The organism is Streptomyces sp. NPDC101166 (assembly GCF_044768125.1).
In the GTDB taxonomy this organism is placed as follows: domain Bacteria; phylum Actinomycetota; class Actinomycetes; order Streptomycetales; family Streptomycetaceae; genus Streptomyces.
The window spans coordinates 47,086-60,803 of sequence record NZ_JBIWPF010000004.1; the positions used below are offsets into that span (position 1 = coordinate 47,086).

The 13,718-nt window shown below is 72.5% G+C and carries 11 protein-coding genes; 7 read left to right on the forward strand and 4 right to left on the reverse strand.

Annotated features, from left to right (window positions below; translation table 11 throughout):
* Positions 1-178: 178 nt before the first annotated feature.
* The 6 genes from ACIRS4_RS09115 (at position 179) to ACIRS4_RS09140 (ending at position 8,031) form a co-directional block, all read left to right on the forward strand.
* Positions 179-1,855: an FAD-dependent oxidoreductase gene (locus ACIRS4_RS09115; RefSeq protein ID WP_404192225.1), complete on the forward strand. Its 1,677-nt coding sequence runs from the start codon at positions 179-181 to the stop codon at positions 1,853-1,855.
* Positions 1,856-1,866: 11 nt separating this feature from the next.
* A complete protein-coding gene (locus ACIRS4_RS09120) occupies positions 1,867-3,354 on the forward strand; it encodes an ATP-binding protein (RefSeq protein ID WP_404192228.1) in 1,488 nt (495 codons plus the stop codon).
* Complete coding sequence (locus ACIRS4_RS09125; protein ID WP_404192231.1) at positions 3,351-3,704, forward strand: UBP-type zinc finger domain-containing protein; 354 nt, start codon at positions 3,351-3,353, stop codon at positions 3,702-3,704. The genes ACIRS4_RS09120 and ACIRS4_RS09125 overlap by 4 nt, the downstream gene beginning before the upstream one ends.
* A gap of 189 nt (positions 3,705-3,893) precedes the next feature.
* Positions 3,894-5,111 (forward strand): serine hydrolase domain-containing protein, encoded by a 1,218-nt coding sequence (locus tag ACIRS4_RS09130; protein WP_404192234.1) that lies wholly within the window; start codon positions 3,894-3,896, stop codon positions 5,109-5,111.
* Entirely contained in the window at positions 5,108-6,094 is a 987-nt protein-coding gene (locus ACIRS4_RS09135; RefSeq protein ID WP_404192236.1) for a threonine/serine dehydratase, read from the forward strand. The genes ACIRS4_RS09130 and ACIRS4_RS09135 overlap by 4 nt, the downstream gene beginning before the upstream one ends.
* 266 nt (positions 6,095-6,360) lie before the next feature.
* Positions 6,361-8,031: a serine/threonine protein kinase gene (locus tag ACIRS4_RS09140; protein WP_404192238.1), complete on the forward strand. Its 1,671-nt coding sequence runs from the start codon at positions 6,361-6,363 to the stop codon at positions 8,029-8,031.
* On the opposite strand, the gene ACIRS4_RS09145 is transcribed toward ACIRS4_RS09140, so the two are convergent.
* Positions 8,023-9,483, reverse strand: coding sequence for a serine hydrolase domain-containing protein (locus tag ACIRS4_RS09145; protein ID WP_404192241.1), 1,461 nt, complete (start codon positions 9,481-9,483; stop codon positions 8,023-8,025). The two genes, ACIRS4_RS09140 and ACIRS4_RS09145, sit on opposite strands and share 9 nt — an antisense overlap.
* Before the next feature lie 97 nt (positions 9,484-9,580).
* Here ACIRS4_RS09145 and ACIRS4_RS09150 point away from each other — a divergent pair, with 97 nt between their 5' ends.
* Positions 9,581-10,552, forward strand: a complete 972-nt coding sequence (locus tag ACIRS4_RS09150) for an LLM class F420-dependent oxidoreductase (RefSeq protein WP_404192244.1) — start codon at positions 9,581-9,583, stop codon at positions 10,550-10,552.
* A gap of 112 nt (positions 10,553-10,664) precedes the next feature.
* Here ACIRS4_RS09150 and ACIRS4_RS09155 read toward each other — a convergent pair whose 3' ends face one another.
* The 3 genes from ACIRS4_RS09155 to ACIRS4_RS09165 form a co-directional block, all read right to left on the reverse strand.
* Positions 10,665-11,162 (reverse strand): DUF6328 family protein, encoded by a 498-nt coding sequence (locus tag ACIRS4_RS09155; protein ID WP_404192246.1) that lies wholly within the window; start codon positions 11,160-11,162, stop codon positions 10,665-10,667.
* 145 nt (positions 11,163-11,307) lie between these two features.
* The gene (locus tag ACIRS4_RS09160) at positions 11,308-12,291 is read right to left on the reverse strand and encodes an aldo/keto reductase (protein ID WP_404192248.1); all 984 of its coding nucleotides are present in this window, start codon (positions 12,289-12,291) and stop codon (positions 11,308-11,310) included.
* A gap of 94 nt (positions 12,292-12,385) precedes the next feature.
* Positions 12,386-13,621 carry an FAD-dependent monooxygenase gene (locus tag ACIRS4_RS09165; protein WP_404192250.1) on the reverse strand — a complete coding sequence of 412 codons (1,236 nt, stop codon included), beginning with the start codon at positions 13,619-13,621 and terminating at the stop codon, positions 12,386-12,388.
* Positions 13,622-13,718: the final 97 nt, after the last annotated feature.

The following is a 13,718-nucleotide window of genomic DNA, read 5'->3' on the forward strand; positions in this document are numbered from 1 at the left end:
GGATGGGGTGAGCGCCGCGCACCCGGCGAGGGCTTGCCCAAGAGTGCCGGGATCTGAACCAGGGGCGCACCCTCTCCCCCGGCCCCACAGCGGTCCGGGGCGATCGAACATACGATGGCTGGAGCCCGCGCGGGGTGTGCCGTGCGGCGCGTTCCGACCGTTCTCGGGGTGGAGACGTATGGCACAGGCCGCCGAATCAGCGCGGACCGTCATCCTGACCGTGGACGACGACCCGGGGGTCTCCCGCGCCGTCGCCCGTGACCTGCGGCGTCGCTACGGCGCCGGGTACCGGATCGTCCGCGCGGAGTCCGGCGAGTCCGCGCTGGAGGCGCTGAGGGAGCTGAAGCTGCGCGGGGACCTGGTCGCCGTGATCCTCGCCGACTACCGGATGCCGCAGATGAACGGCATCGAGTTCCTCGAACAGGCGCTGGACGTGTACCCGGGCGCGCGCCGGGTGCTGCTGACGGCGTACGCCGACACCAACGCGGCGATCGACGCGATCAACGTGGTGGACCTCGACCACTACCTGCTCAAGCCGTGGGACCCGCCGGAGGAGAAGCTCTACCCGGTGCTGGACGACCTGCTGGCGGCGTGGCGGGCGAGCGATCACCGGCCGGCGCCCAGCACCAAGGTGGTGGGGCACCGCTGGTCGGCGCGCTCCTCCGAGGTGCGGGAGTTCCTGGCCCGCAACCAGGTGCCCTACCGCTGGTACTCCTCCGACGAACCGGAGGGACGGCGGCTGCTGGCCGCGGCGGGGCAGGACGGGCAGCGGCTGCCGCTGGTGATCACCGCCGAGGGCACGCCGCTGGTCGAGCCGGACGCGCCCGAGCTGGCGTCGAAGGTCGGTCTGGCGACGACGCCGACGGCCGACTTCTACGACCTGGTGGTGATCGGCGGCGGACCGGCCGGGCTCGGCGCGGCGGTGTACGGGGCCTCGGAGGGGCTGCGGACGGTGCTGGTGGAGCGGTCGGCGACGGGCGGGCAGGCCGGGCAGAGCTCGCGGATCGAGAACTACCTCGGCTTCCCCGACGGCGTCTCCGGAGCGCAGCTCACCGACCGGGCGCGCCGTCAGGCGACGAAGTTCGGCGCCGAGATCCTCACCGCGCGTGAGGTCACGGGGCTCGAGGTCAACGGCGCGGCGCGCGTGGTCCGTTTCTCCGACGGCTCGGCGATCGCCGCGCACAGCGTGATCCTGGCGACCGGTGTGTCGTACCGGGAGCTGCGGGCTCCCGGCTTGGACGACCTGACCGGCTGCGGGGTGTTCTACGGGTCTGCGCTCACCGAGGCGGCCTCCTGCCAGGGACACGACGTGTACATCGTGGGCGGCGCCAACTCCGCGGGCCAGGCGGCGATGTACCTGTCCCGGGGCGCGAAGTCGGTGACGCTGCTGGTGCGCGGCCCCGACCTGACGGCGTCGATGTCGTACTACCTGATCCAGCAGCTCGGTGAGGCGCCCAACATCTCGGTGCGCTGCGGCACGGTCGTCGACGCGGCGCACGGCGACGGCCATCTGGAGCAGCTGACGCTGCGGGACGTGGAGAGCGGGGCGACCGAACTGGTCGACGCGCAGTGGATGTTCGTGTTCATCGGCGCGGCCCCGCTGACCGGCTGGCTGGACGGCACGGTGCTGCGCGACGAGCGCGGGTTCATCCTGGCCGGGCCCGATCTCACGCCGGACGGGCGTCCGCCGGCGGGCTGGGAGCTGGACCGGCCGCCGTACCACCTGGAGACCAGTGTTCCGGGCGTGTTCGTGGCGGGCGACGCACGTGCGGAGTCCGCGAAGCGGGTCGCGTCCGCCGTCGGAGAGGGAGCCATGGCCGTGATGCTCGTGCACCGGTACCTGGAGCAGTCGTGAGCGGGCGGGCGATGCCCTGCAGCCCGAGCGAGATCGGCGCGCTGTTCCTGTTCGAGAAGCTCTCCCCCGAGCAGCTGGGACGGCTGTGCGCCGAGGGGCGCGTGGAGAAGTTCGACCCCGGGCCGGTGTACGCGGAGGGCGATCCGGCGACCTGCTTCTACGTGATGATCGAGGGCACGGTCGTGCTGTCCCGCCGGGTCGGCGGCGACGACGTCGAGGTCGTGCGCTCCTCGCAGCGCGGGGTGTACTCCGGGGCCATGCAGGCCTACCTCGGGGACCGGGTGCCGCAGGTCTACAACAACTCGATGCGGGTGACGGAGCCGACGCGGTTCTTCGTGCTGCCCGCGCAGTCGTTCGCGGACGTCATGCGGGAGTGGTTCCCGATGGCCGCCCATCTGCTGGAGGGGCTGTTCTTCGGCACGAAGAACACCCAGCGGGCCATCGGCCAGCGCGAACGGCTGCTCGCCCTGGGCTCGTTGTCCGCGGGGCTCACGCACGAGCTGAACAACCCGGCAGCGGCGGCGGTCCGGGCCACCGCGACGCTGCGGGAGCGGGTGGCGAAGATGCGGCACAAGCTCGCCGTCATCGCCCAGGGCTCGTACTCGCCCGAGACGCTCGCGGAACTCATCGAAATCCAGGAACGCACCGCCGAACGCGTGGCGAAAGCACCGGTGTTGAGCCCGCTGGAGGCCTCCGACCGGGAGGACGAGCTGACCGACTGGCTCGACGACCACGACATCCCGGACGGCTGGCGGATCGCGCCGACGTTCGTGCAGGCCGGGCTGGACGTGGACTGGCTGGAGCAGGTCGCCGCCGCCGTGGCCGCCGACATCCTGCCGGGCGCGATCGGTTGGCTCAACTACACCGTCGAGACAGAGCTGTTGATGGACGAGATCGACGACTCCACCACCCGCATCTCCCATCTGGTGGACGCCGCCAAGCAGTACTCGCAGCTCGACCGGGCCCCGTACCGCGTCGTCGACGTCCACGAACTCCTCGACAGCACCCTGCTGATGCTCTCGGGCAAGATCGGCCGGCGTATCGAGGTCGTCAAGGACTACGACCGTGACGCGCCGAAGGTCCCGGCCTACCCCGCGGAGCTCAACCAGGTGTGGACGAACCTCGTCGACAACGCCGTCTTCGCCATCAACAGCAGCGGTGGCGAGGGGACGTTGACCGTGCGGACGGCGCGGGAAGGGGACCATCTGCTGGTGGAGTTCCGCGACACGGGGCCCGGCATCCCGGCGGACGTCCGGGACCGCATCTTCGACCCCTTCTTCACCACCAAGCCGGTGGGCGAGGGCACCGGGCTGGGCCTGGACATCTCCTGGCGGATCGTCGTCAACAAACACCACGGCGGCATCCAGGTCGAGTCCGTGCCGGGCGACACCCGCTTCCAGGTCCTGCTGCCGCTGTCGGCGCCGGACCCCGAAGAGGCCGGGGCCGACGACGAGAACATGATCACCGAGGACAGCGCATCAGCGGAGGAGCCCGTATGACCGACGCCCACGCCATCGACCCGAACGTCCCGCCGAGCGGCGCCGGCTGCGTCGAGTGCGACGCCGCGGGCGGCTGGTGGTTCCATCTGCGGCGCTGCGCCCTGTGCGGGCACATCGGCTGTTGCGACTCCTCCCCCGGCCGGCACGCCACCGCCCACTGGAAGGCGACCGGGCATCCCCTGGTGCGCAGCTTCGAACCGGGCGAGGAGTGGTTCTGGGACTACGGTGACGACGAACTGTTCGACTCCGGACCCGAACTGGCCCCACCGGTCAGCCGACCGGAGGACCAGCCGGCTCCGGGCCCGGCGGGCCGGGTGCCGGCGGACTGGGCACGCTCGCTGCAGCGCTGAACTCACGCGCCCACCTGAAGTCACGCTCACCGCACGGCTGAACTCACGGCGTCCGCCCCGGACACCGGGGCGCGCACGCCCAAATGATCGCTTTCTTCCGTCCCCGCGCACATACTGAGCCGACCACGCGCGGTGACCTCTCGGTCACCAACTGCGCTTCGGCTGCGGAGATGTGACGGGACGAAAAGCATGTCACTCGGGGTGTTCGGAAAGTTGACGAGGGCGGCACTGTGCGTGTCGCTGGGGGCCGCCCTGGCGACCCTGCCGGCGGTCACCGCGCAGGCCGCGCCGCCTAAGCCCGATCTCAGCGGGCTGCGGGGCGTCCTGCGCACGGCGGTGAGCCAGGGCGCGCCGGGGGCGGCGGCGCTGCTCGACGACAACGGGGCCGTCCACCGGCTCGCCGTGGGCGTCTCCGACCGGAAGACGGGCCGCGCCCTGACCGCCGGCGACCGCTTCCGCATCGGCAGCGTCACCAAGGTCTTCTCGGCGGTGGTGCTGCTGCAACTCGTCGACGAGCACAAGCTCGCCCTCGACGCGCCGGTCAACCGCTATCTGCCCAGGCTGCTTCCCGACGGCCGCATCACGGTCCGGCACGTGCTGAGCCACCGCAGTGGTCTTTACGACTACAGCAACGACATGTTCGCCCGGAGCGTCTCCGGCTTCGAGGCGGTCCGCACCAAGGTGTTCACCTACCGTCAGCTGCTGGACCGCTCGCTGCGCCGGCCGCGCACGACCGCGCCGGGAGGTGCGTACTCCTACTCCAACACCAACTTCGTCGTCGCCGGGATGCTGATCGAGAAGCTCACCGGGCGTCCGGTGGGCGCGGCGTACCAGAGCCGGATCATCGGTCCGCTGAAGCTGCGGGACACCTTCTACGTCCATCCGGGCACCGGCATCCCCGGCGTCCACACCCGCGGCTACCTCACCCCCGACGCGCCGGCCACCGCCTTGGTCGACGCGACGCGGCAGACGGCGTCCTGGGCGCAGAGCGCGGGCGCCCTGATCTCCAGCATCCGGGACCTCACCACGTTCCTCTCGGCTCTGCAGCGCGGCCGGCTGACCTCGGCGGCGGCGCTGGCGCAGATGCGGCGATGGGTGCCCGCGGGCCCCCGTCAGGCGTACGGGCTCGGGCTGCGACGGCGCGACCTGTCGTGCGGGGTGTCGGTGTACGGGCACACGGGCGCGGTGCAGGGCTACTACACGTACGCGTTCACCTCCTCGGACGGCCGTCGCAGCCTGGCCGCGCTGTCCAACGCCTCCAACAGCTCCCGCGTCCACAACACGATGCTGCGCACGCTGGAGTCGGCGTTCTGCGGCGTGGGTAGGCGCACACGCACAGGCAAGGACGACGCCCACCGGGACGCCGTACCGCCGTACGAGCGACCCGAGGACGTGTTCACACCATGACCGAAGTTCCCGAGATCTCTAGCCTCCTGCACGTCTCGGCCGTGGAGGCCATGGCGGAACGGATCGCCGGACACGTCCTGCGCACTCCGACGCTCCCGAGCCCCGGGCTCTCCGCGCTGCTGGGCGCCCCCGTCACCGTCAAGCTGGAGTTGTTGCAGCGCACCGGGTCCTTCAAGGCGCGCGGGGCGACGGCGAAGCTGCTGTCGCTGAGCGAGGCCGAGCGGGCGGCGGGTGTGGTGGCGGTCAGCGGCGGCAACCACGGGATCGCGGCGGCGGTCATGGCCGCGGCGCTCGATGTGAAGGCCACGGTGGTGATGCCGCGGGCGGCGCCGGCGCGTTCGGTGCGGATGGCCGAGGAGGCGGGCGCGTCGGTGCGGCTGACCGACGGTATGGCGGAGGCGTTCTCCCTGGTGGACCGGTTGCGGGAGGAGGGGCTGACGCTTGTCCACCCGTTCGACGATCCGGCGGTCGTCGCCGGTCAGGGCACGGTCGGCCTGGAGCTCGACGAGGACGCGGACGACCTGACCGACGTCCTGGTGAGCGTCGGGGGCGGCGGGCTGATCTCCGGCGTCGCGGCGGCCCTGCGGGCCCGTCGGCCGGGAGTGCGGGTCTGGGGCGTGGAGACCGAGGGCGCGGAGGCGATGTCCCGGGCGCTGGCGGCGGGCGGCCCGGTGCCGGTGGAGCTGTCGTCCGTGGTCTCCACGCTGAGCGCTCCCGCCGTCTCGCAGCTGACGTACGACCATGTGGCCGCGCTGGTGGGCGAGGTGCTGGTGGTGCCGGACCGGGAGGCGGTGCGGGGCTCGGTGGAGTTCGCCGAGCACGGCAAGGTGTGGGCCGAGCCGGCCGCCGGATGTCTGCTGCCGGCCGCGCGGCGGGTGCTGGAGCGGGTCGGGGGCGACGCCCGGATCGGATTGGTGGTGTGCGGGGGCAATGCGTCGGCCGGGGACATCGCGTCCTGGGTCGAGCGGTTCGGGCTGGAGTGAGAGAGGAAAAGCCGCCGGGGCGCCTCCGTGATGCCAATGCGCCTCGGCGCGGCGAACGGGTTTGCGAAGACGGCCGAGGGCGGTCCAGGGGCGTTTACCGCTGGTTACACACCTGGACGGCCCCAGGTAATTTCCTTTCGTCGTACATATTGCCCGGCTTTTTTGAATGAAAGACAGGAATCCGTTCCCGTCGCGGTTCTTTTGAACGCAAGCCCTCTCGGCCGCCGTACCACTGGGAAAGGAGAACTCCGGCGGCTCAGCGAAGGATGGCCATGGTCAAGGCGCACGTCTCCAGGAACGAGCTGGTCGCCGGGCGGTACCGGCTTCTCGACGTCGTCCACCGCGAGACGAACCGCGTCAGCTGGTACGGGGAGTACGACGAGGACCCGGCCGGCCCCCGGCCGTGCCTGGTCACCCGGATCGGACTGCCCGAGGGCCAGGACCCGGAGGACGCGCTCCGGGCAGCCGACCGCGTGCTGCGCATGTCGCAGACGATGGCGCGGCTGTGCCCCGGCCGGGTCGCCACCGTCCTGGACGCCCTCACCGAGGACGGCTCCCTGTGGACCGTCACCGAGTGGATCGACGGGCTGCCGCTCGGCCAGCTCATCGAACAGAAGGGCGCCTTCCGGACCGCCCGCGCCGCCGCCATCGGGCTGGAGCTGCTCGACGTGCTGGAGGCCGCGCACGGCGAGGGCATCACCCACGGCGAGCTGAGCCCCGGTCAGGTCTATGTGCGGGCGCGCGGCCCGGTCGTCGTCACCGGGTTCGGCCTCGCCGGCGCCACCCTCGCCCCGCGCGTGGCCGCCCCGGCGTACGCGTCCCCGGAGCAGGCGCGGGACGACCGGATCGGTCCGGCGGCCGACCTGTGGGCGCTGGGCGCGATCCTGTACACGATGGTCGAGGGACGGCCGCCGTACCGGGACCGGGACCGGCCCGAGACCACGCTCAAAGGCGTCGACCGGCTGCCGTTGCGCACCCCGGTGCGGGCGGGCGCGCTGACGTCGACCGTGCAGGGGCTGCTGCGCAAGGACTCCCGGGAGCGCCTGACCCGGGCGGTGGTGCGCCAGGCACTCGACCGTGCCCTGGACGAGGACCCGCACGCGCCCGTGGCCGAGACGCGACTGCCCCGCGCGTACACCGCCGGGCGGTTCGGCGGGAGCCGGTGGAGCAGCCGGACCGTGACCGCGGGGGCCGCGCTGGCCGTCGTCGCGGTGGCGGTGGCCGCGCTCGCGGCGACCGGACGGCTGCCCGGCACCGGCGACTCCTCGTCCACCGACGCGCAGAGCGCGCCCAGCGCGTCCCCGAGCGCGCCGGGCGGCGACGGCGACACGAGGCCGAGCGCACCGGCCCCGGCGCCGCCCGCGCCCTCGACCCCGGCGACGTCCGCCCCCGCGTCGCCTCCCTCGGCCTCGCGCGGCCCGTCCCCCAGCCCGAGCCCCACGCCCACGGCGACGCGCTCCACCGACGCCCTGCCGGCCGGGTTCCGCGTCTACCGCGCCCCCGAGGGCTTCTCGGTCGCGCTGCCGGGGAACTTCAAGCGGGTGGACACCTCGCGCTCCTCCGACCTCGCCTACCGCGTGACCTTCGGAGCGGCGGGCGACCCGCGCACCCTCGCGGTGACCTACAGCGAGGTGCTCGGCCCGGACCCGGTGGCCGTCTGGCGCGAGACGGTCGAGCCCGGCCTGCGCAAGACGGACGGCTTCCGCCGCATCGGCGACATCGAGGCGACGACGTACCAGGGGTACAAGGCGGCCGACATGGAGTGGGTCATGGACGTCTACGGCAAGCAGGTGCGGGTCTTCGGCCGGGGCTTCATCATCGGCGACCACCGCGGCTTCTCACTGCGCTGGACGACACCGGCCGCGGACTGGAACGAGGACGAGAACGAACAGGCCCTCGCCGCGTTCCTGAAGACCTTCCGGGGCACGTCAGCCTGAGCGGCGCGGCGCCGAGCGGCCGGGCGCGCGCAGCCGCCGCAGCGGTCCGCCGTGCAGGGGCCGCGTCGCCCAGCGGGCGTCGAAGGTGCGGTCGGCGAGCGAGCACGACACCCGCAGCCGGTGCGGGGTCTCCAGGAAGACCACATCCACGGCGAGGACGCCGGCATCGGTCCAGCCGCCGCTCACCGCGAGGGGCAGCGGCTCCTCGGCCACCCGCCAGCCCTCACGGCCCGGGCGCAGGACGGTGCGGTGACCGTTCTCCTCGAGGGTCAGCCCCCAGCCGTCCCCGTCGGCGGTGACGACGACGCCGGTCAGACCCGGCTGGTCGGCGCAGACACCGCCGTGCGGCGTGAACCGCGCGCCCGCCCACTCCCCCGCCCGCTCGGGCGGCGCGGGCTTTCCGGCGGCCGGCGGCAGGGCGAGGTCCGCGAGCCGCTCGGCGAGGTCCGCGTCGGCGCGTTCCCGGCCGGTGAGCGGGCCGGGCCGGAACGCCGGCAGGAGGTGTTCCCAGACCAGGTCCAGCAGGGCCTGCATGTCGCCGGTCTCCGCGGTCGTCGCGATCACCGCGTCCTGCTCGGGCAGCACCAGGCAGAACTGCCCGTACGCCCCGTCGCCGCGGTAGCCGTGCCGCGAGCGCCAGAACTGCAGGCCATAGCCCTGGTCCCAGTCCGGCCGGTCACCGTCTCCCATGGCGCCCGCCGTCGGGATGTGGACGCGGGTCGCCTCGGCGACCCACTCGGCGGGCAGCAGCCGCTTCCCCTGCCACCGGCCTTCGCGCAGGTACAGCAGGCCGAGCCGGGCGACCGCGTCGGTGGCGCCGTGCAGGCCGCTGTAGCCGAGCTCACGGCCGGAGCGGTCGCTCAGCCAGGCGACCTCGCCGATGCCGAGCGGATCGAGCAGCCGGGGCCGCAGCCAGTCGGTGAGCGGGGCGCCGGTGACGCGCTGGACGATCGCCGCGAGGGTGAAGGTGGCGGGCTGGTTGTAGGCGAACACCGTGCCCGGCTCACGGTCCGGCGGCAGCAGCAGGAAGCCCCGGACGAGGTCGTCGGGGTCGAGCGCGTGCGCCCGGTCCACGGTCTCGTTCTCGTGGCCGCTGGCCATCGACGCCACGTGCCGCACGCGCAGGGCGCGGCTGCGCGGGTCGGTGACGTCCGCGTCGAGTTCGGGGAAGTACCGCAGCACCGGGTCGTCGAGACCGATCAGCCCCTCGGCGACGGCGAGGCCGGCGGCCGTGGACGTGAAGCTCTTGCTGAGCGAGTACAGCAGATGGAGACGTTCCGGTGTGTACGGCGCCCACCAGCCGGCGGCCACGACGTGGTCGTGCCGCAGGATCATCAGGCTGTGCGGGTCGACGGTCTCGCAGGCGTCGACGGCGTCGAGGAAGGCGTGGACTCCCGCGGCTTCGACGCCCTGGGCGGACGGCGGACTCACGGGCAAGGGGCGCGCGCTCATGAGGGCATCCTTATCCACGGGCCGGGTGCGTATCGACGTGTTTTTCCGCACCGCCGGCGGCCTGTTTCCACCGTCGTGGGCCGGGGACTCGGGGCGCATGGTGCGAATCGGATACACGATGATGACCGAACAGGCAGGCCCGCGGGAGCTGGTCGACCATGTGGTGCGTGCGGAGGAGGTCGGTTTCGACTTCTCGGTGACGTCGGACCACTACTTCCCGTGGCTGCGGTCCCAGGGCCACGCGCCGTACGCGTGGAGCGTGCTGGGCGCCGCCGCGCAGGCGACGTCGCGCATCCCGCTGATGACGTACGTGACGTGTCCGACCTTCCGCTACCACCCGGCGGTGGTGGCGCAGAAGGCGGCGACGCTCCAACTGCTGTCCGAGGGCCGTTTCCGGCTCGGCCTCGGTTCCGGTGAGAACCTCAACGAGCATGTGGTGGGCGGCGGTTGGCCTGCCGTGGACGTGCGGCACGAGATGCTGGAAGAGGCCGTGGAGATCATCCGCGCGCTGTTCGACGGCAAACACGTCACCCGGCACGGCACCCACTTCGACGTGGAGTCGGCGAAGCTGTGGGACCTGCCCGAACAGCCGCCGGAGATCGGCATAGCGGTCTCCGGCGAGCAGTCGTGCGAGCTGGCGGGACGGCTGGGCGACCTGGTGATCGCGACGGAGCCCAAGGCGGACCTGCTGGAGGCGTTCGACCGGCACGGCGGCACGGGCAAGGCGCGTGTGGGCCAGCTGCCGGTCTGTTACGACCCCGACCGGGAGGCGGCGGTGGAGCGGGCGCACTCGCAGTTCCGCTGGTTCGGCAGCGGCTGGAAGGTGAACGCCGAACTGCCGCACCCGGACTCCTTCGAGGGGGCGACCCAGTTCGTCAGGCCCGACGACGTCTCCGCGGCGATCCCCTGCGGCGACGACCCAGAAGCCTTCGTGGAGGCCGTACGCCCTTACGCGGAGGCCGGGTTCACCGAGGTCGCCCTGGTGCAGATCGGCGGCGACTCGCAGCCGGCGTATTTGGACTGGTCGGAGAAGACGCTGCTGCCGGCGCTGCGCGACGCGTTCGGATGACGTCACCGGCCCCCCGCCGGGACGGGCGGGGGGCCGGACGAGGCTCGTGGCGTCAGTGCTCAGTGCTCAGTGCTCAGTGCTCAGTGCTCAGCGTTCAGCCAGCCCTCGGCGCTCAGCGCGAGGAGTAGCGGTGCCGTGTCCACATCGGCACGCCGAACCAGAACAGCAGGTACCACAGGACCACGGCGCTGACGAGGTAGGGCACGAAGCCGTCGTGGGTCGCCACCCTGAGGATCAGCAGCAGTGACGAGGTCATGGTCGCGAGCAGCAGCACCAGCCCGACGAAGGTCATCCGGGAGGCCCAGGCGACGGCCTGCGGCTTGACCTGACGGCCGGAGACGAGCCGGTGCAGGGAGACCGGGCCTATCAGGGCCCCGGTGGCGCAGGCGCCGAGGACGACCGTCACGATGTAGATCACCTGGTCCGTGTCGGCCAGCTGCGCGTAGCGCGGGGTGAACACGACCGTGAGCAGGAAGCCGAAGAGGATCTGGACGCCGGTCTGGGCGACGCGGACCTCCTGGATCAGCTCCCCCCACTTCCGGTCCGCTCTCTCCTCCTCGGTCTCGTCGCGCCCTCTGCGCCGCTCGACCCCCGCTGCCGTGTCCGTCACCTGTTCCTCCCCGGATGTTCGTATGACCGTTCGGTCTCCTGTCCGGCGAGTACCCCCTGATCGGCGTTTTCTTCCGCCGGGTTCTCCGGCGGCCGGGACGGGGCGCGGTGCGGGGGACGCGACGGTCGCAGCGGGGGCGGCGCGGCTACCAGCGTCCTTCGACGTGCTGCCTGATCCGGCGTTCGTACAGTTCCCGGATCGCCGCGAGCGTCTCGCCGGGGAGATCGGGCAGCTTGGCGGCGGCCGCGTTGGCGCGGGCCTGCTCGGGTGAGCGGGCGCCGGGGATCACGGTGGTCACGCCGGGCTGCTGGACGATCCAGCGCAGGGCCAGCTGGGCCGGAGTCCAGCCGTCGGGGGCGAGGGCGGCGAACTCGGCGGCGGCGCGCACCCCGGTGTCGTAGTCGACGCCGGAGAAGGTCTCGCCCTGGTCGAAGGCCTCGCCGTGCCGGTTGTAGGTGCGGTGGTCGTTCTCCGGGAAGACGGTGGCCTCGGTGTACTTGCCGGACAGCAGCCCGGAGGCGAGCGGGACGCGGGCGACGACGCCGACGCCGGCCTCCCGGGCGGCGGGGAGCACCTCGTACAGGGGCTTCATCCGGAACGGGTTGAGGATGATCTGGACGCTGGCCACGCCCGGGCGGGCGATCGCCGTGAGGGCCTCGGCGCAGGTCTCCACGCTGACGCCGTACGCGGCGACGCGCTCCTCCTCGACGAGGGTGTCGAGGGCGTCGAAGACCTCGTCACGGGAGTAGACGGGGGTGGGCGGGCAGTGCAGTTGGACCAGGTCGACACGGTCGACGCCGAGGTTGCGGCGGGAACGGTCGTTCCAGGCGCGGAAGTTGTCCAGGACGTAGTTCTGGGGGATCTGTTCGACGCGGCGGCCCATCTTCGTGGCGACCAGCACGTGCAGGTCGGGCCGGCCGCTCAGGAAGGCGGCGATGGTCTGCTCGCTGCGTCCGTCGCCGTAGACGTCGGCGGTGTCGAAGAAGGTCACCCCCGACTCGGCCGCCGCCTCCAGAACGGTGAGGGCCTCCTTGTCGTCGACGTCACCCCAGTCGGCGCCGAGCTGCCAGGTGCCGAGACCGACGACGGATGCGTGCTGATGAGACCTGCCGAATTCGCGCTCGTCCATGGCGCAAGTCTGTCACCCGCGCTCCCCCGGCGCGGACCGGCCGCGGCAGGGGGCGCGTACGAGGGGGCGCGTACGGAGGCCGCGTACCCGGAGGTCACTCGCGTGAGGCGAGTTCGCGGGCGTGCGCCGTGCGGGCGAGCCGGGGGCCGAGCCACCGCTTGAGGCGGCGCAGCGACTCCATCTGTCCGGCGGCCCGGTCGAGCCGGTAGTACAGCTGGGGCGGGACGTGGGGCAGCAGGGGCGAATGGCGCTGGCCGAGCAGGGCGAACATCCGCTCCGGGGGGAGGCCGATGTAGCGGTCCAGGTTCTCGTACCACTGGGCGCTGTAGCGGGCCGCGCTCTGCGGGGACAGCAGCTCGGACCGGCGTTCGCGCTCGTACCGGGCGAGGGCGTGCGGGAGGTCGGGGCACTCGCGCAGGGCGGCGGCCAGCGCGAAGGCGTCCTCCAGGGCGAGGGTGGTGCCGGCGCCGATGGAGTAGTGGGTGGTGTGGGCGGCGTCGCCGAGGAGCACGAGGTTGCCGCGGTGCCAGGTGCGGTTGGTGAGCGTGCGGAAGGTCAGCCAGGAGGTGCTGCCGTCGGCGGCCGCGCGTCCGGTCAGGGGGTGGCCGTCGAGGATGTGCGCGAAGAGCTTCTCCAGCCGGGCGAGTCCGTCGGCCTCCGCCCTCCCGCCGGGCTCGCAGGCGCGGTCGAGGCCGAGTCCGGCGAGGGTCTCGGGGCCGCACTCGATGACGCAGGTGCTCCGCTCCTCGCTGAAGGGGTAGCCGTAGCACCAGATCCAGCCGTGGTCGGTCTCGACGAAGGCGAAGGTGAAGGAGTCGAAGACCTTGGTGGTGCCGAGCCAGACGTAGGGGTTGCGGCCGGGCGTGAGTTCGGTGCCGAAGTGCCCGGCGTGGTGGGTGCGCAGGGCGCTGTGGACGCCGTCGGCGGCCACGACGAGGTCGGCGTCGGGGACGTTCGCCGCGGTGATCTCGTGGTCGAACTCCAGGCGTACGCCGAGGGCGCGGGCCCGTTCGGCGAGGATCTCCAGCAGCCTGTGGCGGCCGATGCCGTGCCCGGCGTCACCGGGCTGACGGGTCGACAGTCCCCTTACGTGAGCGACGCCTTGGGTCCAGCGGACGGAGCTCTCCTCGACGGCGCGGGCCGACTCGGGGTCGTGCGCGTGCAGCCGGTCCAGGAGGGCCCGCCAGTAGGTGACGCCCCAACCGTAGGTGGATCCTTCCGGGTTGCGTTCGTAGACGGTGATGTCGTGGGACGGGTCCTGCCGTTTGAGCAGGATCGAGAGATACAGGCCGGCGGGCCCGCCGCCGACACAGGCGACCTTCACGCACACCCCTAGGTATTACCGGACGCGTTCAGTTGACGACGCAGGGTAGCAACGCCCGGGCGGTGCCCTGGAGGGCCCGACTGCCGGATTCCGTCAGTTTCCC

Coding starts and splice junctions, on each gene's coding strand:
- ACIRS4_RS09115 (WP_404192225.1), top strand. CDS start 179: ATGGCACAGGCCGCCGAATCAGCGCGGACCGTCATCCTGACCGTGGAC.
- ACIRS4_RS09120 (WP_404192228.1), top strand. CDS start 1,867: ATGCCCTGCAGCCCGAGCGAGATCGGCGCGCTGTTCCTGTTCGAGAAG.
- ACIRS4_RS09125 (WP_404192231.1), top strand. CDS start 3,351: ATGACCGACGCCCACGCCATCGACCCGAACGTCCCGCCGAGCGGCGCC.
- ACIRS4_RS09130 (WP_404192234.1), top strand. CDS start 3,894: ATGTCACTCGGGGTGTTCGGAAAGTTGACGAGGGCGGCACTGTGCGTG.
- ACIRS4_RS09135 (WP_404192236.1), top strand. CDS start 5,108: ATGACCGAAGTTCCCGAGATCTCTAGCCTCCTGCACGTCTCGGCCGTG.
- ACIRS4_RS09140 (WP_404192238.1), top strand. CDS start 6,361: ATGGCCATGGTCAAGGCGCACGTCTCCAGGAACGAGCTGGTCGCCGGG.
- ACIRS4_RS09145 (WP_404192241.1), bottom strand. CDS start 9,483: ATGAGCGCGCGCCCCTTGCCCGTGAGTCCGCCGTCCGCCCAGGGCGTC.
- ACIRS4_RS09150 (WP_404192244.1), top strand. CDS start 9,581: ATGGTGCGAATCGGATACACGATGATGACCGAACAGGCAGGCCCGCGG.
- ACIRS4_RS09160 (WP_404192248.1), bottom strand. CDS start 12,291: ATGGACGAGCGCGAATTCGGCAGGTCTCATCAGCACGCATCCGTCGTC.